The sequence below is a fragment of the Saccharothrix sp. DSM 118769 genome (genome assembly GCF_052936295.1).
Genome location: NZ_CP193627.1, coordinates 5907246 through 5932466 on the forward strand (window position 1 = coordinate 5907246; position 25221 = coordinate 5932466).

Below are 25221 nucleotides of genomic sequence, written 5' to 3' on the forward strand. Positions count from 1 at the left end.
ACGCGTGCCGCACCGAGACGGTGATTACGGCAAATGCCGCTGTCGGTGACCTGGCCCGCTACTGGGAAAGTCCGGCTTCGGCCTCGGTCCGGTCGAACAGCTCGTCGTAGCGGCGGCGCAGTTCGTCGACCAGCACGGTCCGCCCGGCCCGGCTCAGCGCCGCGCACTCCCGCGCCACCGCGTCCGCGGTGGGCAGGTCGATCAGCCCGTGCACCACCAGCCGGTAGAGCGCCGGTTCGACGGAGTCGGCCTTCCGGCTGAAGTAGCGGAAGTTGACCAGCCACTCGGCCGGCTTGCCGGTGCCCGGGTGCACCTGGTGGTGGTTGACCGCCTCCCGGACGACCACCCGCGCGCCCGCTCGGACCAGCCGGTGGCTCAGGTCCGCGTCCTCCAGCCCCCAGCCGGTGAAGCCCTCGTCGAAGAGGCCGACCTCGACCACCTGCTCCCGCAGCGCGGACATGTTCCCGGTCGTGCCGAGCAGCCACGACAACGCGAAGTCCGCCGGGTCGGGGAAGACCTCCAGCACCGGCACGACGTGGTACTCCCACCAGGGCTCAGGCAGGCCGTAGGTGGCGAGCACCCGGTCCAGGTCGTGCTCCACGGCGTCGGCGTCGACGAGGGCGACCTCGCCGCCGAGCAGGTCCCGCGGCACCCCCGCGCACAACGCCATCAGCCTCTCGTCCGCGGGCAGCGCCGGGTGCCAGCGCGTCAGCACGCCGCCCTGCCGGCCCAGCACGAGCGGCGTCCCGCCGCCCTCGAACGCCTCGGCGTGCCGCGCCACGAAGTCCGGGGAGACGATCCTGTCGTCGTCGCAGAACACCACGACGTCACCCGCCGCCGCCCGGACGCCGGTGTTCCGGGCCGCCGAACGGCCCTTGTTGTCCTGCTGCACGTAGGTGATCGGCAGGCGCTCCGCGTACCGCCGCACCACGTGCGCGGTGTCGTCGGTGCTGCCGTCGTCGACGACGACCAGTTCGTAGTCCCGCACCGACTGGCCGGTGTAGGACGCCAACGTCAACTCCAGGTACCGCGCCTTGTTGAACGTCGGCACGACCACGCTCACCGCCGGTACCCCGGACACCTGCCCCATCGGCCTTCCCTCCACGACTCCCACGGCGACCACGAATCCACGGCGACCGCGGCGGGCGGGCAGCACCGCACGGGGCGTCGCGGTGCGACGGCGTGACGGCGTGGCCGGGTGCGGCGGACGGACGTGGCGGACGAGCGCGGCACGACGGGCGCGGGGGGAGCGCGCCACCACTCGTGCCACGTGCGGGCGGCCGAGCCGGTTCGCCGCCGGGACCCGGTGTTCCCGGTGAGCGGACGCGGACTTCCGACCGGACATCCCCCTGGTGCCGCGGATCAGCGCGACGACGCCGAATCTAACCGGGCCCCCCACCGCCTGCAAGCACTCCCGGCCCGCGTTCCCAGGGCACTGGGGGTTCCCGAACGAGCGGGACGCCGCCGCGCTCGTCCCGCACAACCCACGACCCCCGCCGGCGGGTGCCTGACGGGGGTCGTGCCGATCGGGTCCTGCTGTCGGAAGCCGAGCGGGGGAAGGGGACGGCGCCGAGGTGCTCTCGGTGCCGCCGGGGCGGTCAGCCGGTGCAGTTCGGGACCGCCGGAACGCTGCCCACGCAGTTGTCGGCGGTGTTGGCGGTGATGGGGGCGCTGGTGGTCGTCATGGTGCCGCCGCGGCGGTGGACGCCACCGGAGTTGCCCAGGGTCAGCAGCGCGTGGTTGTTCGTCACGGCGGTCTGGGTCAGGGTCGTGGCGGTCGAGTCGACCGCGGAGATGCCGCCGCCGCGGCCGGCGCTGTTGCCGGTGACGAACAGCGGGCTGCCGGAGACGCCGGTGACGGTCAGCGTGCCGCGCAGGCCGTTGTAGATGCCGCCGCCGTCGCCGAGCAGGGTGAGGTTGCCGGACACCGGGCTGTTGGTGAACGTGGCGGCGGGCGCGGTGCCGGACGGGGTGTCGGCGTTGGCGAGACCGCCGCCGTTGCCCGAGGCGGTGTTGCCGGTCAGGGTGCTGCCGGTGAGGGTGACCGCGCCGCGGTTGAGGATGCCGCCGCCGCTGCCCAGGACGTTGCCCCGGGTGAACGCGACCCCGGTGGTGAGGGTGAGGCTGCCGGTCGGCCCGACCTCGGCGATCCGGAACAGGCCCAGGCCCAGCAGCGAGGCGTTGGTGACGGTGGCCGGGCCGATCATCTCGATCGGGGTGGTGATCACCGGCAGGGCGTTCGACGCGCCGCCGTGGGCGGTGGTCATGCGGTAGGTGCAGCCGCCGGCCAGGACGAGGGTGTCCGAGGTGGGCGTGGAGTTGGCCAGGTTCACCGCCGCCACCAAGGCGTTCTCACCGCACGCCACCGGGATGGTGATGGCTTGCGCCGCGGAGGGGAAGGCGATGAGGCCCCCTGCCACGACCGCGGTGCCGAACAGGGCCTGGAAGATCGTGCGGCTACGACTCATGACTGTGTCATTTCCTGGAGCACGATGGCGGATGACCCCACGTGGCGCACCGGTGGTGTTCATCCGTGCAGCTGTTCGCCCGTGAAAAAGACCCTGGTCCGCGATCCGCCTCCGGTAACTGCGGGAGGTGTCGCGCCACCGGGGTCCGGGGTAACGGTTCCCAACCTACACCTTCGGCGGATCGGCCGATACCGCGGACGCCCGGATGGCCGTACGCGCTGAGGTTCCGGCGCGGGGCGCTCCGCGCGTCGCGGTGGACCCGGACCCCGGCACCCGGGCCCCGGTCGCGGGCAACGCGGGGGCTGCCGCGCGGATGAACCGGGGCCCGCTCCGACCCCGCCGTTCCGTGGGAGCATGGCTCGACAGGCGGGTTCGCCCCGGACCTCGGCGGACCACCACCCCACCCGGCTCCCCGGAGGTCCGTCATGCTCGAACCCGGCCACGACGTCCGAGCTGTGCCCGACCACCTCGTGCACGACCGCTTCCGGCCGGTGCGCGGACGAAGCCGTGGCACGGCTGCCGGTGGCCCTCGCGCTGCTGAGCCTCCCCACCAGTGACCGGGTCGACACCGCGCTCCGCACCGCGGTGGCGGACCTGCACAACCTGGCCGGCTGGGCGTGCTTCGACACCGGCCGGACCGGCGAGGCGCTCCGGCACTTCCGGACGGCGTTGGCGGTGGCCGCGGCGAACGGCGACGAGGCCCTGGTGTCGAACGTCCACTACCGGCTGGGACGGGTCCACCTGCACCACGACGCCCCGCGATCGGCCATGGCCGAGTTCCGGAACGCCGAACGGGCGGCTCGGGCGAGCGGTTCGGCGCTCGCCCTGGCGGTCGTCGCCGCGAACCACGCCTGGGCCCACGCCAGGACGGGCTCCGCGCACCAGGCGGTCGCGCTGATGGCCGAAGCGGCGGATCACCACGCACGAGCGCGGGACGACGGCCCGGCACCGGACTGGGCGCTCTTCTTCACCGACGTCGAACTCTCGGCGATCGGCGGCGTGGTCCACACCGAACTGGCGCAGGCCGGAAATCCCGGCGAGACCGGCGAGGCGGTCCGGCTGCTCACCGCGGCGGTGGACGGCTTCGGGGCGGACCGGGCGCGCAGCCGGGCGTTCAGCCTGGTCTCGCTCGCCGTCTGCCACCTGCTCGACGGCCAACTCGACAGCGGGACGCGACTGGGCGGGGAGGCGGTCGACCTGTGCCAGGCGTTGGCGTCGACCCGCACCACCACCAGGTTGCGCCCGCTGCGGGACGCGGCACGCCGGTACCCCGCGCACCGGGACGCCCGCGCCGGCGGAGCGGGTCGACCGGTTCCGGCCCGCCGGCACGGCCACCGGCTGGTCGGCCGCGGGCTTCCCGAACCGGTGAGCGCGGCCACGCGGCTCACCGTGATCGACCGCGGCGCCACCGGGTGCCTCCCCTGCCCCGTGCGCGGCCGGCGGACCGCCGGGAGATCAGCGGGCACACCGTGTCGCCACACCGGTTTGGCGCGACCACCCGCGGGTACCCGTGCCGATACGGCTCCCCGACCACGCGGAGCCCACACCGATCGCCCCGGCCCCCGGCGACGGAGAACGCAGGCCGTTCCCGGAGGTACGAGCGTGAGAGCCGAATCAGGCGTCGCCCGAGCAGTCACCGCGCCGCAGCCCATGGTGGCGGGTGAGAAGTCGCCGGGCGAGATGTTCCTGGTCAAGTTGTTCGCCGTGGTGCCGGCGCTGGCGCTGGCCGCGGCGGTCCCGCTGGCGTGGGGCTGGGGGCTCGGCTGGGTCGACGTCGGCCTCGCCGTCTTCTTCTACACCCTCACCTGCCTGGGGGTGACCGTCGGCTTCCACCGCTACTTCACCCACGGCGCCTTCAGGGCCAACCGCGCCCTGAGGATCGCGCTCGCGGTGACCGGCAGCATGGCCATGCAGGGCCCGGTCGTCGGCTGGGTCGCCGACCACCGCCGGCACCACGCCTACGCCGACCGGGAGGGCGACCCGCACTCCCCGTGGCTCTTCGGGACCTCGGCCCGTGGGCTGGCCAAGGGTTTCTGGCACGCCCACATGGGCTGGATGTTCCAGCGGGAGCTGACCAACGCCGCCCGCTTCGCCCCCGACCTGCTCGCCGACCCCGACATCCAGCGCGTCAACCGCTGGTTCGCCGGGCTGACCGCAGTGACGCTGCTCGCGCCCGCGCTCGCCGGGGGGCTGCTCACGTGGAGCTGGTGGGGCGCGTTGACCGCGTTCTTCTGGGCCGGCCTGGTGCGCGTCGCCGTGCTGCACCACGTCACCTGGTCGGTCAACTCGATCTGCCACATGATCGGCGACCGGCCCTTCACCGCACGCGACAGGTCCGCCAACTTCTGGCCGCTGGCGATCCTGTCGATGGGCGAGTCCTGGCACAACTCCCACCACGCCGACCCGACCTGCGCCCGCCACGGCGTGCGACGCGGTCAGGTCGACGTCTCGGCGCGGCTGATCTGGGTCTTCGGGAAGCTGGGCTGGGCCACCGGAATCCGCTGGCCCAGGCCGGAGCGGCTGGCCCGCACCCTCAAGTCCACCGCCCCCTGACGCCGGGGGTTCGCCCGGACCCGTTCCCCGAGCCGACACCGACCGCACTCCCACGGAGGACTGAGGAACACATGCCCGACATCCCCGAGAACGGTGGGGTCGTCGACCGACGCCTCCACCTCGCCACCGGGTTCTCCGCCTCCGAACGCGACTGGGTGTGCGAGCACCTGGCCTCGCTCGGTTCGCGGTTGCGCTCGTTCCGCGACGACCGGATCGAGCTGGAGATCAGCGTCAAGGACCGCGAGGGCGTCGAGCAACGGGTCACCCTGGAGTGCTGGATCAACCGGACCCCTCGGCTGCACCTCGTCGCCACGTCCTCGAAACGCGACCTGACCGCGGCGTTGGGCGAAGTCCGCGACGAACTGGTCCGGCAGGTGGACGAGGCCAAGACGCGCACCGAACCGCGCAGCAACCGCGCACTGAGGTCGGTACCCACGTTCCCCGAGCCCTTGCCGTAACGGGAAGGGGGGTGGCGTGTCGCCCGCGGCGATCGGGTTGGGCGACACGCCACTTCCCTCACCCGCTCAGCAGGCCTTGACCGAGACGGTGTGCACCTTCCCCGCCACGTTGAGCACGGTCACGTTGCGCGGCCCCGCCGGCACGCGCACCTGGTAGGTGCCCGCGGCGACCGGGTAGGAGTAGCGGCTGCCGGCGGGCGCCGCCGAGGTGCCGGCGATCATGGCGCCGCTGAGGCGGTGGACGGTGGTGACGACGGGACCGCCGCAGTTGTTGTAGATGCTGATGTACCCCGTGGACGCCGCCGTCGCCGGCGCCGCGGCGAGCACCGCGCCGGCGACCGCCAGACCGGCGGCGGCGATCCCCGCGGCGATCCTGCTGCTGGTGGTGGTCATCGGACACCCCTCCCTCGTGCATCGCCCCGCCGTGCGGCGAGGCCGCGCGACCCTACCGACCGCAGCGGCACCGCGGTGTGGGTCGAACGACCCCCTCGACGCACCCGCACGACGTGGTCGACTTCCCGGCGGGCGCAGCCGAACGTCCTCCCGGGACGACCGCTGGTCCCCGATCGCGAGCCGGGTACCCGGTCGCCACGTCGAGCAGGCGGCGTGTCGCGCACCAGGTCGTGAGGTGGTGCGGCCACCGGGCGTGTGGGCGATCTCGTGGATGGCGGACGGGCACGACACCGGGTGCCACCACCACTCCAGCGGTGCGGTGCACGTGGTGCGCGGCGTCATCCGGCACGAGCAGCTGCGACTGGGCGAACGGCCGACCGGCGACGTCGCGCCCGAGGGCCACGGCTTCCACTTCGACAACACCTTCATCCACCGGGTGCGCCGGGAACCGGGCGCCGGACCGACGGTGACCGTCCACGCGTACTCACCCCCGCTGTCGCACACCGGGCAGTACGCCGAGCACGAGGACGGCCTGCTGCACCGCACACCGACCTCGTCGGAGGAGCAGCTCGTCCCGCACGGGCGCCAGGGCACGCCCAGCGACTCCTGACCGGGCGGCCCCGCTGCCGGGTGGTTCCCGCGGAAGCCGCGTGGCACCGACCGGCGGTTCGTCCGCGCGCCCGGGAAGCGGGCCCCGGTCCGGCGCGACCACCACCGCCGTTGGATTCCCCGATCGGGGGACGCTCGGTCCGGCGGCACCGGTAACCCGCCGCACGGTGCGTGGACGCGGGAGGTTCGGGTAGCCGGTGGTCCCGCGACGGCGTGAGGAGGACGCGATGGCAGGAGCACGGCTGTCGGGCGAGGACACCGGCGAGCCGGACACCCCGAGGAAGGCGGTGCCGGTCGCGGTGCGCAAGGAGGAGACCGCGGGCGCACCGGAACTGTCGCTCGCCGAACTGCGGCGCTTGGCGGACACCGACGGCCTGGAGGTGGTGGAGGAGGTCGTGCAGTCGCGCGGCCGACCGGACCCGGCCACCTGCGTGGGTTCCGGCAAGGCCGAGGAGCTGGCCGCCACCGCGCGTCGGGCGCACGCCGACCTGGTCATCGCGGACGGGGAGCTGTCCCCGCGCCAGGCCCGGGCGCTGGAGGCGCGCGTCGGGCTCCGGGTGGTGGACCGCACGGCGTTGGTCCTGGACATCTTCGCCCGGCACGCCCGCGGCAGCGAGGGCCGCCTCCAGGTGGAGCCGGCCCGGATCGCCTACCACCTGCCGCGCCTGCGCGGTCAGGGCGAGGCGCTCCCGCGCATCCGCGGCGGCCGGGTGGCCGAGCCGGCCGGCAGGCGGGACCGCGCCCGTGCCCGCCGCGCCCACGACCGCGTCCCGTCGGTGGCGATCACCGGTTGCACCAACGCGGGCAAGTCCGCGCTGCTCAACCGGCTCTCCGGGGCCCGGGCCACCTCCGAGGACGTCCTGTTCGCGACCCCGGACCCCACCGTGCGCCGGATCGAGGTCGAGGGCGTGGCGTCGACCGTCGCCGACACCGTGGGTTTCGTCCGCCACCTGCTGCACCGGCTCGTCGACGCCTTCTCGTCGACGCTGGAGGAGGTCGGGCGGGCCGATCCGGCGCTGCACGAGATCGGCGCCGACGACGTGCCGGAACCGCTGGTGCTCAACAAGGTCGACGTCGCACCGCCGGACTGGGTGACCGCGCTGTGCCGTGCGCACCCCGGCGCGCACCCCGGCGCGCGGACCGTCTCCGCGTTGACCGGCGAGGGCGTGGCCGAGCTGCGCACCGATCCGGCCAGGTGCCCGGGCACCCGCGAAGCCCGTGGGACGACCGCGCGACAGGGGGGAACCGGTGGTTGACGAGGGGACGTCGCCCCGACCGGGCGAGGACGAGGGCGGCGGGACGACCGAGCGGGTGCACGGCTACCTGGCAGAGCACCGGGACCGGGTCGTCGAGGAGCTGACCGGCTGGGTGCGGGTGCGCTCGGTCGCGGGGGAGCCGGAGCACGACGTCGACCTGACCCGGTCGGCGAAGTGGCTCGCCGGGGCGTTGCGGGACACGGGTTTCCCCGTGGTCGAGGAGTGGGGGGCGACGGGCCGGCCCGCGGTGTACGCGGAGTGGTGCGAGGCGCCCGACGCGCCGACGGTCCTGGTCTACAGCCACCACGACGTGCGCGCCGCCAAGGACTGGCAGTGGGAGGAGACGCCGCCGTTCGAACCGACCCTGCGCGACGGCCGCCTCTACGGTCGGGGCACCTCCGACGCCAAGGGGCAGGTGCTGGCCCACCTGTGGGGCGTCCGGGCGCACCTGGCCGCCACCGGGCGCACCGCCCCGGCGGTGAACCTCAAGTTCCTGGTCGAGGGCGAGGAGGAGGCCGGGTCACCGCACTTCGCCCAGGTGATCGAGGAGCACCGCGATCGGCTCGACTGCGATCTGGTGGTCTTCTCCGACACCGTGCTGTGGCGGGCCGACCACCCGGCGATCTGCACCAGCGTGCGGGGCATGCTCGGCGCGCACCTGGAGGTGCGCGGTCCGCTGCGCGACGTGCACAGCGGCGCGGTGTCCGGACCGGCGCCCAACCCCGCCGAGAAGCTGTCCGGGCTGCTGGCGCGGCTGCACGACGAGAAGGGCCGCGTCACCCTGCCCGGGTTCTACGACGCCGTGGCCGAGGCCTCCGAGCGCACCAAGGCCGACCTGGCCGCGCTGCCGTTCAGCGACGACGACTGGCTCACCAGGTCGGACACCCGCAGCATCGGCGGTGAAGCGGGGTACACGGTGCTGGAACGGCTGTGGACCCGACCGGCCGTCGAGGTGCTCACCGTGGTCGCGGGCGACCCGGTCGGACCACCGACGGGCGCGATCCCCTCGGTCGCCGCCGCCGACCTGAGCATCCGCACCGTGCCGGACCAGACGGTCGCCGACGTGGCCGACCAACTGCGGCGCTGGGTGGCGGACAACATCGGCGACCGCGTCGACTACGAGCTGACGGTCTCGGAGGAGGCCGGCCAGGAGCCGTACCGCACCCCGGAGGACCACCCCGCGCTCGACGCGCTCGCGGCCGCCGTGCACGAGGGGTTCGGCTCACCGCCGGGCCGGATGGGCAACGCGGGCGGCGGGCCCGCCGAACTGCTCGCCCGCACCCTGGACGCGCCGGTGGTGTTCTTCGGCACCGGGCTGCCCGAGGACCGGTGGCACGACAGCGACGAACGGGTATCGGTCGACGTGCTGCTCGCCGGAGCCGCCACGCTGGCCCGCCTGTGGTCGCGGCTCGCGGCGCTGCACGAGCGCCGCTGACCGGTCCGGCACCCCCCGTGCGCCGTCCGCGGTCCGAGTGGGGTCGCGTGCGCCCGGGAGCGGTGTTCCGGTGGCCCGCGGGAGATCGCCGGAAGAAGAACGGCCTCCGGTCGCGCTGGGGGAGGCGGCGACCGGAGGCGGCAGCCCCTGGCCGCTCTGGGGGGAGGTGAGCGGTCGGGGCGGGTTGAGGGGTCGGCACGGCGGTCGCCTCTCGGCGAGTGGCTCGACGCGGCTCCAGCCGAACGGTGTTCCGCGAAGGCTCTGGGTGAGGCCCGGGGACACGGACCGCACCGACCACCCCGTACAACGGCACGGCACGTCCCGGTGTTCCCCTTCCGAAGTGCTCTGCCTCACCTGTCCGGGGCGACTCGACCGCCGCTGCCGATGATGTCGTCGACGAAGCGCTGGGCCAGGTCGCGGAGCTTGACGTTCTCGCGCTGGGAACGGTCGGCCGGCATCGCGAACGCCTCGTCCGCGCTGATCCGGTGCACCGCCATGACGATCCCCTTGGCCTGGTCGATGACCGCACGGCTGACCAACGCCTGGCCCAGCTCAGCCGCCTGCCGGCGGGCCCCCTGGTAGCGGCGGGCATTGCGCAGCGCCGCCTCCGCGGCGGTCGTGTACAGCTCCAGCACGGCCGCGTCGAGCTCTTCGAACCCGCGCTCCCGCCCGCCGTAGAGGTTGAGCGAACCCGTCCACTCCTCGTCGACGCGCAGCGGGGCCGACAGGTAGCAGGCGACGCCCGACCTCGCGGCCACCTCCGAGAACACCGGCCACCGGTGCGACGTCGCGCTCACCGTCGCCTGCACGACCCGGCCCGCCCGACCGGCCTCCAGGCAGGGCCCCTCGCCGGTGCGGTACTGCGCGGAGTCCACGTCCAACGCCCGCCGCCCGGTCGCCGCCGCGGTCGTCGGACCGTCCCGGCCCAGCAGGGTCACGCTCACCACGTCAGTCCCCGGGACCGCCCGGGCCACCTGCCGGCAGACCTGGTCCAGGACGGTCGACAACCGCTCCTCCTGGTCCAGGACCGCGGACAGCTCGGCCAACGCGCCCGTGACCTCGTCGAGCCGACGGGCCAACCCGCTCGCGACGTGACCACCGGCCTCATCCCACTGCCCGTCCATCGCCCAGCCTCCTCCGCACCGGTCACCGCCGGCCCGCTTCGCCCACCCACTCTTTCCCTCGCCCATCCCCGTCACACCTGCCGGCACGAACCTCCGGCGGTTTTCCGCGGCACCGGCGAACCGGGGGTTTCGCCGCTCCGTGCGGGGTACTGAACCAGTGCGTCGAGCAGCCGGCGCGTTCACCCGGTGGTTGAGCGAAGGCGGCGACGCAGGATGGAATCGCGGTTCAACGGCTTTGTGGTCAGGGCGCTCCACGGCTACGCGCGGTCGGTCACCCGGGAGTTGGGGCTCGCCCCCGAGCGGTCGTACGTGCAGGTCGAGGGGATCGCGACCGTGTTCCTGGAACTCGACCGGAGGCTGCCGGCCTTCCCGGACCGCGAGGCGGCGCTGCTGTGGGACGAGCGCAGCGGCTGGGCGGCGGCGGTGGAGACGCACAGCGGCGAGGACCTGATCGTCCAGTCGTGGTTCGGCTCGGACCTCCTCCCCGGGCCGCGGGCGGTGGCCCGTTGGGTCGACGCGCTGTTCCGGGGCGAACGGGGTGCCCGCACCGGGTACGGGCCGACCGGCGAGGCGCCGTCGGACCTGGCCGGTCGACTGGCGCCGTACGCCACCGCGACGCCGGGCCCGCTGCCCCGGGTCGCGTGAGCCGGTGGTCGACACCGAACACCGGGGACCGGGGAAGGACCGGGACCGGCGACGGACGACGCCGACCTGACCGGGTGGTGACCGGGTTGGGCGCCCCTGTGCCGGGTACGCGTTCGGCGAACCCGTCGCCCGGCCGGGTGCGCGACGCGCCACCCGGCCGCGACCACCCACACCCCGGCGCGGGACGGACCCGACCGGGACGAGGAACGCACGGAGGTCACGATGTCCGCGTACACCACTCGTGAACGGCTGGAGGAGTGCCTGGAACAGGTCGACTTCCCCGCGGGCAAGGACGAACTCGTGAACGCCGCGCAGGAGCGGGGCGACGAGGTCACGGCGCGGGCGCTGCGCGCGATCCCGCCGGTCGACTACGCCAACCCGGCCGAGGTCGTCGCCTCGGTCCGCTTCGACGACGACACCACCCGCGCCGACCCCAGCGGCCGTTGACCCCGTCCGGACCACGGAGGTCCCGGGCGGCACGGAGTCGAGTGGCGCGGTGGGCGACAGGACCTCATAGTCGGGTCACGCCGCGTTCCCGCCGTCCTCGGGACGTGGTCGAACGAGTGGAGGTGGAGTGCGACATGCCCGATCCCGGCAGCCACGCCTACGACGTCCGGCGCACTCGGCTGCGCGCCGACCTCGACGACCACGGGGTGCCCGACCAGCACGCCGACGCGGCGGCGAACGAGCGGTTGCAGCGCGACCACCCGCCGCGCCCGGCGGGTGAGCGGGCCGCGGGGCCGGCGGGCGGTGGCGGCGGTCCGGAGGCCGACGGCGGCCTGGGCCTGCGCAGCCCCGCGTTCAGCGACCACACCCTGATCCCCGACCGGTACTCCCGCGACGGCGGTGACACCTCGCCGCCGCTGGTGTGGTCGGACGTGCCGGCGGGCACGGAGGAGTTGGCGCTGCTGTGCGAGGACCCGGACGCTCCCGGTGGGACGTTCACGCACTGGGTGGTGACCGGCATCCCGGCCGACGCGACGTCCGTCGAGGAGGGGTCGGTCCCCGCCGGCGCGGTGGTCGGCCGCAACGGCTACGGCGAGCCCGGCTGGGGCGGTCCGCGGCCGCCGGTGGGCGACGAACCGCACCGCTGCTTCTTCCGCCTGTTCGCCGTGGACCGGCCGCTCGGGCTCGGCGAGGGCGTCACGGCGGACGACCTGCGCGCCGCGGTCGAGGGCCGGGTGCTGGCCGCCGGAACCCTGGTCGGCCTGTTCGGCCGCTGACCGGCACGTCCCGAGAGGAGTGGTGATGACCGAGGCGAACCCGACCGGCACGTCCTGGCGGGAGTGGCCGCGGTGGATCGGCGAGCAGGCCCGGGAGGTGGTCGAACTGGTCGAGGGCGGCGAGTCGGTGCGGGCCGTGGACGCCCTGGACCGGATCATCGCCGACCTCGACGACCGGCGGGCCCTCCTCGCCGATTCGGCCAACGCCCTGGACTGACCGCTCGCCGGTCACCCCGTCGTCGGACGCGCGGTTGGCGCGGTGGTGCGCGGGTACTCGACCGGGACGTCAAGCAGTCGGCGCTCCCCCAGCGTCGAAGGGCGACGTCATGGCCCACGCACACCTCCTCGACCGCGGCGCGGTCGTCACCTACCTCGATCCCGACGTGTTCGCCCCGTCCGCTTTCGGGCGCGGCGTCGTCGTGGGACCGGTGCTCGTCGATCCCTTCACCGAACGTGCCTGGGTGCCGGTGCTCCGGCCCGATCGCACCACCCTCGTGCTGGACATCGCGAACATCATCGAAGTGGTCCCCGGTCGCGGGAGGCGGGGCGACCCGAAGCCCGCCTGACCGCTCGGACCGGTGGCCCGCGGGTACCGGCGGCGTCGAGCGGGTCACGGGTCACCCGACGGCGGGCTCGTGGAGCGGCGTCCTTCGTGGAGCGGCGGCACGACGTGGCCCGGCTGTGAAGCTCACCACCTCCGCGGCCGATGGGTCCGCGCGATGTCCCAGCCGCTGCCCGAATATCCCCGTACGTTCGGGCAGCCTCACTTTCGCCCGGAGCGGCGCGCGTGCCATTGTGCGGCGGAATCGCACGAGGGGACGGAGCGGGGCATGCGACGACGGGCGCTGCTGGGGCGCGACGCGGAGCGCCGCGCGCTGGCCGACCTGGTCGAACAGGCCGCCTCCGGGGCGGGCGGCGCGGTGGTCGTCCTCGGCGCCCCCGGGATCGGCAAGTCGGCGCTGGTCGCCGAGGCGGCGGCGCGGGCCGCGGACCGCGGGACCCGGGTGGTCACGGCCGTGGGGGTGCAGTCCGAGGAGGACGTTCCCTGCGCCGGCCTGCACCAGCTGGTCCACCAGCTGCGGGACGGGATCGACGCGCTGCCCGGACCGCAACGCGCCGCGCTGCGCGCGGCCGTCGGGCTCGTGGACGAGGCCGTGCCCGACCTCTACCTCGTCGGCCTGGCCGCGCTGACGCTGCTGTCGGACGCGGCGGTGAGGGCGCCGCTGCTGGTGGTCGTCGAGGACGCCCACTGGATGGACCGGGCCAGCCTCGACGTGCTCGGGTTCGTCGCGCGGCGGATCGAGTCCGACCCCCTCGCCCTGGTCGCCGTCACCCGCGGCCTGGACGACCGGCTCGGGGGCGCCGGGCTGCCCGTGCTGCACCTGGACCCGTTGACGGACGAGGTGTCGGGCGAGCTGCTGGACGCGGTGGCCCCCGGCCTGGGGCAGCAGGTCCGGCGGCGGCTGCTGGCGGAGGCGGCCGGGAACCCGCTGGCGTTGACCGAGCTGCCGGTGGCGCTGCGGTCGATCGGCGGGGCGTACGCGCTCACCCCGGGCCCGCTGCCGCTGACCGAGCGGCTGGAGCGGACCTTCACGGCACGGGTCTCCCGCCTTCCGCCCGCCACCCGGGCGGTCCTCCTCCTCGCGGCCCTCAACGGTGACGGCACGATGGACGAGTGCCTCGCCGCCGCTTCCCTGGTGCTCGGGACGGCGGTCGACGTCGCCGCCCTCCAACCGGCGGTCGACGCGGGCCTGGTGGAGCCCTGGGGGCTGGTCTTCCGGCACCCGCTCGTCCGCTCGGCGATGCACCACGCCGCGACCGCCGCGGAACGGCAGGCCGCGCACGCCGCCCTCGCCTCCGGGCTCCGGGGGCAGCCCGACCGGCAGGCGTGGCACCGCGCCGCCGCCACCGCCGGGCCCGACGAGGACGCGGCGCGGGACCTGGACTCCACCGCCGGCCGGGCCCTGCGGCGGGGCGGTGTCGCCGCGGCCCTGGCCGCGCTGCGGCGGGCGGCGGAGCTGACCGCGGACCCGTCCGCCCGCGCGGACCGGCTGCTGCGCGCGGCCGAGCTCGCGCTGGAGTCGGGCCAGTGCGACGTCGCGGCGCGCCTGCTGGCCCGGGCGCGGTCGCTGGACCTCTCGGTCCGGGACCAGGGCCGGGCGGCCTGGGTCGGCATCGCCCTGGTCGAGGGGTCGGCGCGGGGCGAGGGCACCGCGACCGCCGAGCTGGCCGAGCTGGCCACCGGGATCGCCGCCGGTGGCGAGCCCGTGCTGGGGCTGCGCATGCTGTGGGGCGCGGTCCTGCACTGCTTCTGGGGGGAACCGGGTCCGGCCGCGCGCCGACGGGTCGCCGAGGCCGTCGACCGGATGCCCGTGGACGCGGACAACGCCGACCTGGTGGCCCTGCGGGCGTACTGCGCGCCGGTCGAGCGCGGGCGGGCCGTCCTCGAATGCCTGGCCGGTCAGCTGGAACGGTCCTCCGAGGACGCCGAAGGGGACCAGCTCCTGGGCGGTGCCGCGGTGACGGTGGGCGCTCCCGCCCTGGCGGGCCGGCTGACGGCGCGGTCGCTGGACGCCCTGCGGGCGCAGGGCCGCCTGTCGATGCTGGCCCGCGCCCTCTGCGTCCAGGCGGGGAGCGCCGCGCGCCTCGGTGACGTGCGCGCCGGTCACCTCGCCGCCGAGGAAGCCGCCGAGCTGGCCCGCGAGACCGGTCAACCCCTCGTGCACGCGATGGTGCACGCCATCCGCGCGCAGCTCGCCGCCGTCTGCGGCGACCCGGGGGCGGAGGCGTGGGCGGCGGAGGCGGAGCGCACCGCCCTCCCCGGCGGCGCGCGCCCCGCGCTGGCCATCGTCCAGATGGCACGCGGGCAGGCGGCCCTCTGCCAGGGGCGCTACGGCGACGCCTTCGGGCACCTGCACCGCGTCTTCGACCCGGCCGACCCCGCCTTCCACCCCTGGCTGCGCTTCTACGGGGTCGCCGAACTGGTCGAGGCGGGCGTGCGCAGCGAGTCGGCGGACGCGGCGCGGGACGTCCTGGCGGAACTGGCCCCGCTCGAAGAGCGCACCCCGTCCCCCGCCCTGCTCTGCGGGCTGCGCCTCGCCCGCGCCCTGCTCAGCCCGCCGGACGCCGCCGAGCCGCTCTACCGGGCGGCCCTCGGCGCCGTGCCCGTCGACTGGCCGTTCGAGCGGGCACGGGTGCAGCTCGCCCTGGGCGCGTGGCTGCGCCGGCACCGGCGGCCCGCCGAGTCCCGCGTCGTCCTCCAGGCCGCGCGCGAGGTCTTCGACGCGCTCGGCGCGTCGGCCTGGGCGGACCGGGCGCGCCAGGAGCTGCGCGCCGCGGGCACCTCCTCCCCCCGCCAGGACCCGGCCGCCGTCGACCGGCTCACGTCGACCGAGCTGCACGTCGCCCAGCTCGCCGCGCAGGGGCTGACGAACCGGGAGATCGGCGAGCGGCTGTACGTCTCGCCCAGGACGGTGAGCACCCACCTCCAGCGGATGTTCCCCAAACTGGGCGTGACGTCCCGCGGCGAGCTGGCCGCGGTGCTGCCGACACCGTGACGTACGCCGAAGACGTCGTCCGACGGACGCGACCGGTCCCGCCCGGTCCCTAGGTTCGTGCCGTGCCCGATCCGCACGCGGCGGACGGGCGGGAAGGCACCATGGGAACCATCACCGTCGGCACCGAGGGCTCGACCGGCGTCGAGCTGTACTACGAGGACCACGGCTCCGGCCAGCCGGTCGTCCTGATCCACGGCTACCCGCTGGACGGGCAGTCGTGGGAGAAGCAGACCGACGCGCTGGTCAAGGCCGGCTACCGGGTCGTCACCTACGACCGCCGGGGCTTCGGCCGGTCGAGCAGGACCATGACGGGCTACGACTACGACACCTTCGCCGGTGACCTGAACGAGGTGCTCACCCAGCTCGACCTGAGCGACGTCGTCCTCGTCGGCTTCTCGATGGGTTCGGGCGAGGTCGCCCGCTACCTCGGCACCCACGGCTCGCAGCGGGTGGCGAAGGCGGCGTTCCTCGGCGCGCTCCAGCCGTTCCTGCTCCAGGCGGAGGACAACCCGGCGGGCGTGCCGCAGTCGGTGTTCGACGGCATCGCCGAGCAGGCCGAGGCCGACCGCTACGCCTGGTACGAGAACTTCTTCGTCGACTTCTTCAACACCGACGAGACGCTCGGGTCCCGCCTCAGCGAGGCCGCGCTCCGGGCGAACTGGACCACCGCCATCGCCTCGGCGCCCGTGGCGGCGTACGCGTGCGTCCCGGCGTGGCTGACGGACTTCCGGGCCGACGTGGAGCGCATCGACGTGCCGTCGCTGATCCTGCACGGCACCGCCGACCGCATCCTGCCGATCGACGCCACCGCCCGCGAGTTCCGCCGCCGCCTGCCCGACGCGCGCTACGTCGAGGTCGACGGCGCCCCGCACGGCCTGCTGCTCACCCACGCGGCCGAGGTCAACGCCGCCCTGATCGCGTTCCTCGCGGACTGAGGACGGACATGCACACGCTCACGCACCGCGTCACCGCACGCACCACCGCCCTGCTGGCCGTGCTCGCCGCCGTCGCCGGGTTCGCCCTGCTCGGCACGTCGGACGCGGGGGCCTCCCACCCCGCGGCCCCCCACCCGGCAGCCGGGCGGAAGCCCACGATCGTCCTCGTCCACGGCGCCTTCGCGGACGGCTCCAGTTGGAACCCCGTCATCGAGCGGTTGCAGCGACGCGGCTTCACCGCCGTCGCCGCGGCCAACCCCCTGCGCGGGGTCCGCGCCGACGCCGATGCCCTCGACGCGCGCCTCGCCGGCGTCGACGGGCCCGTGGTGCTCGTCGGCCACTCCTACGGCGGTGCCGTCATCACCAACGTGAAGGCGCGTGCCCCGAAGGTGAAGGCGCTGGTGTACGTCGCCGCCTTCGCCCCCGCCGAGGGCGAGGCCGCGGCGCAGCTCGCCGGGAAGTACCCCGGCAGCACGCTGGGCGGGACGCTGGCACCGGTCCCGCTGCCCGACGGCTCGCAGGACCTGCACATCGCGCCCTCGCTCTTCCGGCAGCAGTTCGCGGCCGACGTCCCGGCGCGGGAGGCCGCCCTCATGGCGAGCACCCAGCGCCCCATCCGGGACGCCGCCCTGAACGAGGCGTCCGGCGCCCCCTCCTGGGCGGACACCCCCTCGTGGTTCCTGCTGGCCGGCGCCGACAAGAACATCCCCCTGCGGGCGCAGGAGTTCATGGCCGACCGGGCCGGCTCGCGCGCCACCGTGACCGTCAGGGGTGCCTCGCACGCCGTGGCGGTCTCGCGTCCGGACGCGGTCGTCGACCTCGTCGTCCGCGCCGCGGGCTGACCCCTCTCCCCCGGCCCCGCGATCGGCGGGGCCGGGGTGCGCCACGTGACGTGGAAGCGCCCGACGGCGGTCAGGTCCCCGGGCAGCCCGAGCACCGCGTGCGACTCCAGCGCTACCCGGTCGTCAGGGGACTGCCCGGCAGCCGGTTGCCGGGCGCTTCCGGGTCGGTGCCGAGGTAGAACTCCTCGATGGCCGTGCGGAACTCGGCGTGGCTGATGCTGCCGCTGCCGTCGCTGTCCAGCGCGCGCACGAGCGCGTTGACGATGCCCAGGACGAGGTGCTCGAAGTCGGGGTGCGTGAGCCGGCCGTCGTCGGTGTGGTCGAACCAGTCGAACAGGATGGTGAACTTCCGCTCGGTGATGTCGTGCGACACGGGTCGGCCTCGTCTCGGTGGATGGCGTTCGCGGGTTCTCGGCCCGGAGGAATTCGGTGCGAGAACCCGGTCCAGGGCCTGCCGAATACCGGGGACGAGGAAAACGCAGGAGGGCGATGCACCCGGGTCATCCGGCGTGGACCACGGTTCCCGGTGCTCGGCGACGATGCGGGCGATGTCCGAGGTCACCGGCTCCTCCGCCGACCCGAGGGGAAGCGGGGTCGCGAGGGCGTGCGGACCACCGGTGGACGGTCATCGGCCTGCGACCGGGACGTCGTTCCGCCCGGTGAACCGCGCACCGCGAATACGGGACCCGAATGCGTCCGACCGACCGGACACCCCCATCAGGGTCGTTGGACCCGTGTATTCACCAGAGCGCGCCGGGGTCGCGGTGTCGGTCACGGTGGCGGAGCGGCCTGCGGCACGGCGCACACCCGTCGGCACCCGCACCCGTTTCAGGTTCCACTGTGGACGGAGACGGCCGGTTCGGGGCCGGTCACCGCGATCCGTGCGAGCCGGGGCGCGCCCGGTCGTCTCGACAGGACGGCCGGCCGCGGCGGGCGCAGCGCGTCGCGGCCGCGGCGGTACCGGACGTGGTCGCGTCAGCCCGCCGCGCCGGCGGCCGTGCCGCCCGTCCGCGCGACCAGGCTGAGCGGGCGCATGTCGGTCCAGTTGGCCTCGACGTGGTCCAGGCACGCCTGCCGGGCGTCCGGGCCGAAGACGACCGCCCACCCCTGCGGCACCTCGGCGAAGGCCGGCCACAGGGAGTGCTGGCCCTCGTCGTTGGTGAGCACGTGGAACGTGCCGTTCTCGTCGTCGAAGGGGTTGGTCGCCATCGGGGAACTCCTCCTCGTTTTAGGTGAGCCTAACTTAACAAACCGGGCGGTAGAAGTGGTGATCGACCGTGCCGAACCCCCATTGGTACCCGACTCATCCACGACAGCGTTGGGCTGAACGGTGCAACCAGGTGTGAGGTGAGCGCGAACCGGGCAATCAGGGGCGATGATCGATCCCCGTTCCGACCCCACCCCCGCGTCCGGTCCCGACGGGCCCCGCGAGGGCCGCAGACCCGGTTCCGCCACCCCCGCCCCGGCCGTCCCGCCGGCGGGTCGCGATCGGGAGGCGACGGTTCCGCAGGAGGAGCGCGGCGCGGACGGCCACGCCAAAGCCGGCCGGACCACCGACCAGGTGCCGATCGACACCTCGGTGGTCTGCGACGACCTCGCCGCCGTGCGCCACCACATCGGCGAGGCGCTGCACGCGCACGACGAGGACTTCATCCTCGACGTGCAGTTGGTGGCCACGGAACTGGCGTCCAACGCCTGCGACCACGCCGACGACCCGAGGTACCTGCTCCTGCGCCGCGAGGTCCACCCGGACCGCGGCCCCGAACTGGTCGTCGAGGCCCGCGACGCCACCCCCGACCGCGACCCCGTCGTCGGCTCCTCCAGCGTCAACGCCACCAGGGGCAACGGCATGAAGATGGTCGAGACCATCTGCAACGACTGGGGCGTGCGCCACGAAGGCGACCTGAAAGTCGTGTGGGGCCGCATCCCGATCCCCCGCTGACCCACCGGCGGTGCGTCCCCCTTCGGTCGACCCGGACCAAGGGGTCCGCGCGCTATTCCACACGGGATGGGTCGAGGTCCGGCTTGTCGAGTGCAATTCCGCAGACCGATCGCCTTGACGACGTCGATGGGTGGTCGCTACTGTCGGAAACGGGTGAGCCACTCTGCGCAATTCAATTATCGGGGTGTCTGGGGGTCGTATGTCGCTGTTGCGCCCTGATGAGCTGTACACGGATGCGGTGGCGTACAAACTGTTCCGCTCGGCCCTCGAACAACTCCCCTGGAATGTCGGCGAAATCCTTTCCCGGAAGCCGGGCGAACGCGACGACCGGCGCGCCGAATTGGGGTGGCGACTCGCCTCGCGCAGTTACTACGCCGAACAGGCGGGACTGGTCACGGCGGCCGCCCTGGCCGCCGAGACCGACGACGTCGCCTACCGGTTCGACATGGCCGCCGCCGCCGCGGACGAGGCCCGGCACGCGGACGCCTTCCTGCGGTACGCCGAGCACGTCGGCGGGTCGGCGGAGAACTGCGTGGACGAGATCTCGCCGCTCGACGACCAGCTGACCAGCCTCCCCTACCTGGGCAAGGCCCTGGCCCACACGGTCCTGGAGGGCTTCGCGGCCGACGAGTTCCTGCTGCTGAAGCGGTACTTCCGGGACGACGGGCTCAGCGAGATCTACCACTACGTGCGCCGCGACGAAACGCGACACGTGGCCGTCGGCGTCAGCTACCTCGCCCGCGCGCTCCGCGACGAGCGCGTCCGCGAGGAGTACCGCGAGCACAGCCGGGAGTGGCTGGAGGTCTGCCGTCGGTACGCCGACGTGGAGGACCTCGCCGACATGATCGCCGGTCTCACCGGTCAGAACCCCGCCGTGCTCGCCCGCTGGTTCCGCACGCGCCACCGCAACAGGATGTCCGCGATGAACCTCGTCGTCGGAGGGGGGTGAGGAGATGAAGATCAAGCGCGTGCCGATCAAGGACAGGACCAGGGGCGTGTGCCGCTACGTGGTGCGCACCAGTCTGCCGAACAGCGAAACCCGCTGATCCGGCGTGAAGGGTGGGAGCACCCTTCACACCGGTGCTCCCACTTGCACCGAACACCAATCGGGCCGAGCGGAACGGAATGCGATGACGGACGACGTGCTGCTCGTCTCCATGCCCTGGCAAGCCCTCGAATCCCCGTCGCTCCCCTTGGGGCTGTTGCGCTCGGTGTGCCGGAGAGAAGGTCTTCCGGTGCCGGCTTCGTACCACGGCGGGGTGAAGTGGTGTGAGCACCTGATGACGGAGACCGACGAGGAGATCGGTGTGAAAGAATACACCGACATCGCCGAGAACGGGCTTTTCGACGGCATCGGCGACTGGGTGTTCACCGGTGTGCTGCACGGCGACCCGGATTTCGGGGTGCGTGACTTCGCGGAGTACGCGGCGGGGCGGCAGATCGACTTCCCCCTGGTGAGCCGGATGCGGGAGCACGCGGAGGCGTTCATCCACCGGACGGCCGACGACGTCCTGGCGACGCGGCCGAGGGTCGTCGGTTTCACCACCACCTTCATGCAGAACGTGCCCAGCCTGGCGCTGGCCAAGCGGCTCAAGGAGCTGGACCCCGGTCTGGTCGTCGTGTTCGGCGGCGGCAACTGCGACGGCGACATGGGTGTCGCGCTGCACCGGAACTTCGACTTCGTCGACTTCGTCGTCCGGGGCGAGGGCGAGCACGTGTTCCCGCAGCTGCTGCGGGCGCTCGACGGCGACGGCGACCTGGCCTCGGTGGCGGGGCTGTGCTGGCGCGAGGGCGGCGAGCGGCGGGTGAACGCGGCGACGGGCCGCCCGGTGCTGCCGGACGACCTGCCGGTGCCGGACTTCGACGACTGGTTCGAGGTCCTGGAGGGGTCACCGGTGTCGGCCTACGTCGAGCCGCAGCTGGTGGTGGAGACCTCGCGCGGCTGCTGGTGGGGCGAGAAGCACCACTGCACGTTCTGCGGGCTCAACGGGTCGCTGATGAAGTTCCGGGCGAAGACGGCGGAGCGGGCGATCGGCGAGATCACCGAGCTGGTCTCGCGGCACAAGGTGCTGGACATCATCACCGTCGACAACATCATCGACAACAGCTACTTCAACACCGTGCTGCCCGCGGTGGCGGAACTCGACTGGGACCTGAGGATCCACTACGAGGTCAAGTCCAACCTGACCACCGAGCAGATCGCCCGCTGCAAGGACGCGGGGATCGCGCACATCCAGCCCGGTATCGAGTCCCTCGCCTCGCCGGTGCTGCGCATCATGGACAAGGGCGTCTCGGGCGTCCGCAACGTCCGCACGCTGCGCGACTGCGAGTCGGCGAGCCTGACCGTGTCGTGGAACTGGCTCTACGGCTTCCCCGGCGAGCGGGCGTCGGACTACGCGCCGGTGGTGTCGCAGCTGCGCTCCCTGCACCACCTGCAACCGCCGGCGAACGCGGCGCGGATCCTGCTCGAGCGGTTCAGCCCCTACTTCGAGAACCCCGCGCTCGGCTTCCCGGAGCGGCGGCCCGCCCACCAGTACCGCTACCTCTACGACCTCCCCGACGAGGCCGTGCACGACATGGTGTACCTCTTCGACACGCCCGAGCAGGGGTTGACCGAGCAGGAGGTCGTGGACCTGCGCGAGGCGATCGGCGCCTGGATCAAGGCCTACCCGCACAGCACCCTCTCGGTCGTGGAGGACGGGGAAGGGCTCGTGCTCGCCGACCGGCGCGCCGGTTGGCCGGTCGCGGACCACCGCGTCGCCGAACCCGCCTTCGTGGCGGCCTACGGGCAGCTGGAGCACGGCCGGTCGTTGCCGGCGCTCGCGCGGCACCTGGTCGACGCGGGGCACGACGTCGACGAGCCGCGGCTGCGGGCCTGGGTCGACCGGATGGTCGGGCACGGGCTGCTGTTCACGGAGAACGGTCAGTACGTGGCGGTCGCGACCCGGCACACGCCGGTCAAGGTGATGACGAACTGACACCGCGGAGATCACCGGAAGGGGTTCGGATGGCCCACTCGCTCCCCGTGGCCGCACCAGCGCTGGCCGAGGTCCGCTCCCGCCTGCCGGAGCTGGCGCGCGCCGGCGTCCGGGACCTGGAGCTGACCGACCCGGTCGACGTGCTGCTGGACGGCCCGGAGTCGTCGCACGCGCTGCACCTGATCCGCGACGCCACCGGTTACGGCCTGCGGGTCGACTGGGCGCTGGGCGCGGCGCCCGAGGACACCGGGCACCTGCACCACCTGTTCCCGCCCTCGTCGTGGGTGCACGAGGGGTCGGCCGCGGTCGTGCGGGAGTGGCGGCAGTCGTACGACTTCGGCCAGTGCTTCTTCCGCATCGGACCGTCCTTCGTGACCGTCAAGGACGTCCGGCCGCACGTGGAGGGCGCCCGGATGGTCATCGAGGACCCGGACGCGGCCACGTTCGTCGCGCTCGCCGAGCACGGGGACACGACGAGCGCGGACGGGGAACACGCCGCCGCCGTCGCCGACCTGCGCGAAGCGGAGCTGTGCGTGGTGGGGGCCGGGGGCGTCCTGGTGCTGCCCTACCGCCTCCGCCGGTGGCCGGTACCCTTCTCCGCCATCTGATCCGCTCCGCCCGAGACGAGCCGCATGATCCCCCCTCTTCCCACCCTGGTCACCGCACGGGTGATCGGCCAGTTCGGTGACCGCTTCACCCTGCTCGCGCTGCCGATGTTCGCGATCTCCGAGGCGGGCGCGACGCCCGCCGAAGCGGCGCTGCTGTTCACCGCGTACGCGCTGCCCGGTGTCGCGGCGGCGTTGCTGGGCCCGTACTTCGACCGCAGCGACCGGCTCCGCTCCTGGTGCACGACGGCGGACCTGGCCCGGGGCGCGCTCCTGCTCGCCCTGGTGGTGCTCGCGCCGAACGCGGGGTCGCACGCGGGGTGGGTGCTGGTCCTGCTGCTGACGTTCGCCTGCGGCTGCTGGGCGGTCGTGTTCGACGTGGGGTTGCAGGGCTACCTGCCCCGCGCGATCCCGGCCGACCAGCTGCCCGCGGCCAACGGGTGGTTCGCCAGGGTCCAGGCCGTCGCCGACGTGGCGGGGCCGCCCGCCGCGGGCGCGGTGGTCGGTCTCGCCGGGGCGAACGTGGCGATCGCCGTCGACGCGGCCAGTTTCGTCGTGTCCGGCCTGCTGCTGCTCCTGCTGCGGGAACGGCCCGCACCGGTGAGCACGACGCGGGCGGCCACCCGTCTGGGTGAGTGGACGGCGGGGGTGCGGCACCTGCTGGCGGAGCCGCTGCTGAGGTCGGCGGTCGTGGTGATGCTGCTGCTCAACTTCGGCGGCGCGATGATCGGTGCGCTGTGGGTGGTCTACGCCACCGGGCCGTTGATGCTCGACCCCGCGACGCTCGGCGCGATCACCGCCGTCGGCGGGCTCAGCGCCCTCGCCGGCTCGGCGGTGGTGAGCCGGTTGTCCGACCGGTTCGGGCCCCGCAACAGCCTGGTGTTCGGGTTCGGCACCGCCTCGGTGGCGTTGTTCTTCATCCCCGCCGCCGCGTTGGGGATTCCCGTGGTGCTCCTCGCCGCGTTCCAGGTGCTGTTCTCCGCGAGCGCCGTGGTGGTCGCGGTCAACGCCGCGACCGTGCGCCAGCGGTGCACGCCCCCGGACCTCCAGGCGCGGGTGTTCGCGGCGATCCGCAGCTGCCAGGACGTGATCCTGCCGGCGGGCGGCGCCGTCGCGGCCCTGGTCGCCGCTGTGGCGACCACCCAGGTCGCCGTGCTGGTCGGCGCGGTCGTCGCAGCGGCGGCCATCCCGGCCGCGCTGCGGATCGCCCGGACCGGGGGCGCGGAGCGGGGCGAGGTCGTCCGGTCGTCCGAGGAGGGGCGCGGTGGTGGTGGCTGAGGGCGTGGTCGGCAAGCGGGTGCTGGTGACGGGCGGCACGACCGGGATCGGGTGGGCGACCGCCAGGGCGTTCCTCGCGTCGGGCGCCGAGGTGGTGGTGACCGGCAGGGACGCCGGACGGCTGGACCGCGCCGTCGAGGAGCTGGGCGGTGAGGTGCACGCGGTGCTCGCCGACCAGGCGGTCCTGGCGGACCTGGACCGGTTGGCGGTCGAGGTCCGCGACCGGGTCGGTCACCTCGACGTGCTGGTCGCCAACGCGGGCATCAGCCGGTCCGCGTTGCTGGGCGAGGTGACCCCCGAGGCGTTCGACGAAGAGGTCGCGGTCAACTTCCGCGGCACGTTCTTCACCGTGCAGCGACTGGCCCCGCTGCTCGCCGACGGCGCGTCGGTCGTCCTGGTGGGTTCCTGCCTCGACCAGCGCGGCGCGCTCGGGCAGAGCGTCTACGCGGCCACCAAGGCCGCGGTCGGCTCGTTGGCCAGGTCGTTCGCGGCGGAGCTGCGGGACCGGGGGATCCGGGTCAACAGCGTCGCGCCGGGTCCCACGTCCACCCCGATGTTCGACAAGTACGGCATCGAGCCGGGTGAGCTGGCGGCGATGAAGGAGGTCATCGCCCGCGACGTGCCACTGGGCCGGCTCGCCGATCCCGACGACATCGCGTCCGCCGTCCTCTTCCTGGCCTCCCCCGCCTCCTCGTACGTCACCGCCGAACAGCTGACCGCGGACGGCGGTTGGACCCGGCTGTAGGAGGGCCGCGCCGGGGGAACCGGCCGCGGCCCGTTCACGGGGTCGACGGGATCGGTGCGGCGGTTCGGGCGTCGCGTCCCCGGTCCTTTTGGGACGGTCGTGGGCGACGGACTTCACCGCGCTGCCGGAGGAGGTGGGTCGCGTCGTCCGGCGGCCACCCGTTCGAGGCGGCACT

Annotated in this window: 25 protein-coding genes; 19 read left to right on the plus strand and 6 right to left on the minus strand. The window is 74.0% G+C overall.

Going from position 1 to position 25221, the window contains the following annotated elements; genetic code table 11:
• Positions 1 to 58 precede the first annotated feature (58 nt).
• Together ACRAKJ_RS24975 and ACRAKJ_RS24980 are read right to left on the minus strand one after the other, a co-directional pair.
• On the minus strand, positions 59 to 1090 hold the full coding sequence (locus ACRAKJ_RS24975) for a glycosyltransferase (RefSeq protein WP_438919375.1): 1032 nt from the start codon (positions 1088 to 1090) through the stop codon (positions 59 to 61).
• A 508-nt stretch (positions 1091 to 1598) separates the two neighbouring features.
• Positions 1599 to 2468 carry a hypothetical protein gene (locus tag ACRAKJ_RS24980; RefSeq protein WP_438919376.1) on the minus strand — a complete coding sequence of 290 codons (870 nt, stop codon included), beginning with the start codon at positions 2466 to 2468 and terminating at the stop codon, positions 1599 to 1601.
• A gap of 1650 nt (positions 2469 to 4118) precedes the next feature.
• Between ACRAKJ_RS24980 and ACRAKJ_RS24985 the strand changes: the two genes are divergently transcribed.
• The gene (locus ACRAKJ_RS24985) at positions 4119 to 5021 is read left to right on the plus strand and encodes a fatty acid desaturase (RefSeq protein WP_438919437.1); all 903 of its coding nucleotides are present in this window, start codon (positions 4119 to 4121) and stop codon (positions 5019 to 5021) included.
• Between the two features lie 71 nt (positions 5022 to 5092).
• Positions 5093 to 5479 (plus strand): HPF/RaiA family ribosome-associated protein, encoded by a 387-nt coding sequence (locus ACRAKJ_RS24990; protein ID WP_438919377.1) that lies wholly within the window; start codon positions 5093 to 5095, stop codon positions 5477 to 5479.
• A gap of 66 nt (positions 5480 to 5545) precedes the next feature.
• Here ACRAKJ_RS24990 and ACRAKJ_RS24995 read toward each other — a convergent pair whose 3' ends face one another.
• Complete coding sequence (locus ACRAKJ_RS24995; RefSeq protein ID WP_438919378.1) at positions 5546 to 5872, minus strand: hypothetical protein; 327 nt, start codon at positions 5870 to 5872, stop codon at positions 5546 to 5548.
• A gap of 235 nt (positions 5873 to 6107) precedes the next feature.
• Here ACRAKJ_RS24995 and ACRAKJ_RS25000 point away from each other — a divergent pair, with 235 nt between their 5' ends.
• The 3 genes from ACRAKJ_RS25000 to ACRAKJ_RS25010 all read left to right on the plus strand — a co-directional run bounded on the left by ACRAKJ_RS25000 (position 6108) and on the right by ACRAKJ_RS25010 (position 9172).
• On the plus strand, positions 6108 to 6482 hold the full coding sequence (locus ACRAKJ_RS25000; protein WP_438919379.1) for a hypothetical protein: 375 nt from the start codon (positions 6108 to 6110) through the stop codon (positions 6480 to 6482).
• Between the two features lie 226 nt (positions 6483 to 6708).
• On the plus strand, positions 6709 to 7737 hold the full coding sequence (locus tag ACRAKJ_RS25005) for an HflX-like GTP-binding protein (RefSeq protein ID WP_438919380.1): 1029 nt from the start codon (positions 6709 to 6711) through the stop codon (positions 7735 to 7737).
• Positions 7730 to 9172, plus strand: a complete 1443-nt coding sequence (locus tag ACRAKJ_RS25010; protein WP_438919381.1) for a M20/M25/M40 family metallo-hydrolase — start codon at positions 7730 to 7732, stop codon at positions 9170 to 9172. The genes ACRAKJ_RS25005 and ACRAKJ_RS25010 overlap by 8 nt, the downstream gene beginning before the upstream one ends.
• Before the next feature lie 350 nt (positions 9173 to 9522).
• On the opposite strand, the gene ACRAKJ_RS25015 is transcribed toward ACRAKJ_RS25010, so the two are convergent.
• Positions 9523 to 10296 (minus strand): ANTAR domain-containing protein, encoded by a 774-nt coding sequence (locus tag ACRAKJ_RS25015; protein WP_438919382.1) that lies wholly within the window; start codon positions 10294 to 10296, stop codon positions 9523 to 9525.
• A 213-nt stretch (positions 10297 to 10509) separates the two neighbouring features.
• Here ACRAKJ_RS25015 and ACRAKJ_RS25020 point away from each other — a divergent pair, with 213 nt between their 5' ends.
• From ACRAKJ_RS25020 to ACRAKJ_RS25055, 8 genes are all read left to right on the plus strand, one after another.
• Complete coding sequence (locus ACRAKJ_RS25020; RefSeq protein WP_438919383.1) at positions 10510 to 10941, plus strand: DUF6292 family protein; 432 nt, start codon at positions 10510 to 10512, stop codon at positions 10939 to 10941.
• Positions 10942 to 11163: 222 nt separating this feature from the next.
• Positions 11164 to 11388 (plus strand): DUF2795 domain-containing protein, encoded by a 225-nt coding sequence (locus ACRAKJ_RS25025; RefSeq protein WP_438919384.1) that lies wholly within the window; start codon positions 11164 to 11166, stop codon positions 11386 to 11388.
• 245 nt (positions 11389 to 11633) lie between these two features.
• Positions 11634 to 12164, plus strand: coding sequence for a YbhB/YbcL family Raf kinase inhibitor-like protein (locus ACRAKJ_RS25030; protein ID WP_438919438.1), 531 nt, complete (start codon positions 11634 to 11636; stop codon positions 12162 to 12164).
• 25 nt (positions 12165 to 12189) lie between these two features.
• On the plus strand, positions 12190 to 12381 hold the full coding sequence (locus ACRAKJ_RS25035; protein WP_438919385.1) for a hypothetical protein: 192 nt from the start codon (positions 12190 to 12192) through the stop codon (positions 12379 to 12381).
• A gap of 109 nt (positions 12382 to 12490) precedes the next feature.
• Positions 12491 to 12730 carry a hypothetical protein gene (locus ACRAKJ_RS25040; protein ID WP_438919386.1) on the plus strand — a complete coding sequence of 80 codons (240 nt, stop codon included), beginning with the start codon at positions 12491 to 12493 and terminating at the stop codon, positions 12728 to 12730.
• A gap of 264 nt (positions 12731 to 12994) precedes the next feature.
• Positions 12995 to 15721 (plus strand): AAA family ATPase, encoded by a 2727-nt coding sequence (locus tag ACRAKJ_RS25045; RefSeq protein ID WP_438919387.1) that lies wholly within the window; start codon positions 12995 to 12997, stop codon positions 15719 to 15721.
• A 62-nt stretch (positions 15722 to 15783) separates the two neighbouring features.
• Positions 15784 to 16656 (plus strand): alpha/beta fold hydrolase, encoded by an 873-nt coding sequence (locus ACRAKJ_RS25050; protein WP_438919388.1) that lies wholly within the window; start codon positions 15784 to 15786, stop codon positions 16654 to 16656.
• An 8-nt stretch (positions 16657 to 16664) separates the two neighbouring features.
• Complete coding sequence (locus ACRAKJ_RS25055) at positions 16665 to 17498, plus strand: alpha/beta fold hydrolase (RefSeq protein ID WP_438919389.1); 834 nt, start codon at positions 16665 to 16667, stop codon at positions 17496 to 17498.
• A gap of 112 nt (positions 17499 to 17610) precedes the next feature.
• Here ACRAKJ_RS25055 and ACRAKJ_RS25060 read toward each other — a convergent pair whose 3' ends face one another.
• Positions 17611 to 17871, minus strand: coding sequence for an EF-hand domain-containing protein (locus ACRAKJ_RS25060; protein ID WP_438919390.1), 261 nt, complete (start codon positions 17869 to 17871; stop codon positions 17611 to 17613).
• A 602-nt stretch (positions 17872 to 18473) separates the two neighbouring features.
• A complete protein-coding gene (locus ACRAKJ_RS25065) occupies positions 18474 to 18707 on the minus strand; it encodes an MbtH family protein (RefSeq protein ID WP_438919391.1) in 234 nt (77 codons plus the stop codon).
• A 166-nt stretch (positions 18708 to 18873) separates the two neighbouring features.
• On the opposite strand from ACRAKJ_RS25065, the gene ACRAKJ_RS25070 reads away from it, so the two are divergent.
• From ACRAKJ_RS25070 to ACRAKJ_RS25095, 6 genes are all read left to right on the plus strand, one after another.
• Positions 18874 to 19440: an ATP-binding protein gene (locus tag ACRAKJ_RS25070; RefSeq protein WP_438919392.1), complete on the plus strand. Its 567-nt coding sequence runs from the start codon at positions 18874 to 18876 to the stop codon at positions 19438 to 19440.
• A 238-nt stretch (positions 19441 to 19678) separates the two neighbouring features.
• Positions 19679 to 20389, plus strand: a complete 711-nt coding sequence (locus tag ACRAKJ_RS25075) for a hypothetical protein (RefSeq protein WP_438919393.1) — start codon at positions 19679 to 19681, stop codon at positions 20387 to 20389.
• A gap of 181 nt (positions 20390 to 20570) precedes the next feature.
• Positions 20571 to 22418 carry a RiPP maturation radical SAM C-methyltransferase gene (locus ACRAKJ_RS25080; protein ID WP_438919394.1) on the plus strand — a complete coding sequence of 616 codons (1848 nt, stop codon included), beginning with the start codon at positions 20571 to 20573 and terminating at the stop codon, positions 22416 to 22418.
• Between the two features lie 29 nt (positions 22419 to 22447).
• A complete protein-coding gene (locus ACRAKJ_RS25085) occupies positions 22448 to 23026 on the plus strand; it encodes a DUF5825 family protein (protein WP_438919395.1) in 579 nt (192 codons plus the stop codon).
• 24 nt (positions 23027 to 23050) lie between these two features.
• A complete protein-coding gene (locus tag ACRAKJ_RS25090) occupies positions 23051 to 24301 on the plus strand; it encodes an MFS transporter (RefSeq protein WP_438919396.1) in 1251 nt (416 codons plus the stop codon).
• Positions 24288 to 25046 carry an SDR family oxidoreductase gene (locus ACRAKJ_RS25095; RefSeq protein WP_438919397.1) on the plus strand — a complete coding sequence of 253 codons (759 nt, stop codon included), beginning with the start codon at positions 24288 to 24290 and terminating at the stop codon, positions 25044 to 25046. The genes ACRAKJ_RS25090 and ACRAKJ_RS25095 overlap by 14 nt, the downstream gene beginning before the upstream one ends.
• Positions 25047 to 25221 lie beyond the last annotated feature (175 nt).

Coding starts and splice junctions, on each gene's coding strand:
- ACRAKJ_RS24975 (WP_438919375.1), bottom strand. CDS start 1,090: ATGGGGCAGGTGTCCGGGGTACCGGCGGTGAGCGTGGTCGTGCCGACG.
- ACRAKJ_RS24980 (WP_438919376.1), bottom strand. CDS start 2,468: ATGAGTCGTAGCCGCACGATCTTCCAGGCCCTGTTCGGCACCGCGGTC.
- ACRAKJ_RS24985 (WP_438919437.1), top strand. CDS start 4,119: ATGGTGGCGGGTGAGAAGTCGCCGGGCGAGATGTTCCTGGTCAAGTTG.
- ACRAKJ_RS24990 (WP_438919377.1), top strand. CDS start 5,093: ATGCCCGACATCCCCGAGAACGGTGGGGTCGTCGACCGACGCCTCCAC.
- ACRAKJ_RS24995 (WP_438919378.1), bottom strand. CDS start 5,872: ATGACCACCACCAGCAGCAGGATCGCCGCGGGGATCGCCGCCGCCGGT.
- ACRAKJ_RS25005 (WP_438919380.1), top strand. CDS start 6,709: ATGGCAGGAGCACGGCTGTCGGGCGAGGACACCGGCGAGCCGGACACC.
- ACRAKJ_RS25015 (WP_438919382.1), bottom strand. CDS start 10,296: ATGGACGGGCAGTGGGATGAGGCCGGTGGTCACGTCGCGAGCGGGTTG.
- ACRAKJ_RS25020 (WP_438919383.1), top strand. CDS start 10,510: ATGGAATCGCGGTTCAACGGCTTTGTGGTCAGGGCGCTCCACGGCTAC.
- ACRAKJ_RS25025 (WP_438919384.1), top strand. CDS start 11,164: ATGTCCGCGTACACCACTCGTGAACGGCTGGAGGAGTGCCTGGAACAG.
- ACRAKJ_RS25035 (WP_438919385.1), top strand. CDS start 12,190: ATGACCGAGGCGAACCCGACCGGCACGTCCTGGCGGGAGTGGCCGCGG.
- ACRAKJ_RS25040 (WP_438919386.1), top strand. CDS start 12,491: ATGGCCCACGCACACCTCCTCGACCGCGGCGCGGTCGTCACCTACCTC.
- ACRAKJ_RS25045 (WP_438919387.1), top strand. CDS start 12,995: ATGCGACGACGGGCGCTGCTGGGGCGCGACGCGGAGCGCCGCGCGCTG.
- ACRAKJ_RS25055 (WP_438919389.1), top strand. CDS start 16,665: ATGCACACGCTCACGCACCGCGTCACCGCACGCACCACCGCCCTGCTG.
- ACRAKJ_RS25065 (WP_438919391.1), bottom strand. CDS start 18,707: ATGGCGACCAACCCCTTCGACGACGAGAACGGCACGTTCCACGTGCTC.
- ACRAKJ_RS25070 (WP_438919392.1), top strand. CDS start 18,874: ATGATCGATCCCCGTTCCGACCCCACCCCCGCGTCCGGTCCCGACGGG.
- ACRAKJ_RS25080 (WP_438919394.1), top strand. CDS start 20,571: ATGACGGACGACGTGCTGCTCGTCTCCATGCCCTGGCAAGCCCTCGAA.
- ACRAKJ_RS25085 (WP_438919395.1), top strand. CDS start 22,448: ATGGCCCACTCGCTCCCCGTGGCCGCACCAGCGCTGGCCGAGGTCCGC.
- ACRAKJ_RS25090 (WP_438919396.1), top strand. CDS start 23,051: ATGATCCCCCCTCTTCCCACCCTGGTCACCGCACGGGTGATCGGCCAG.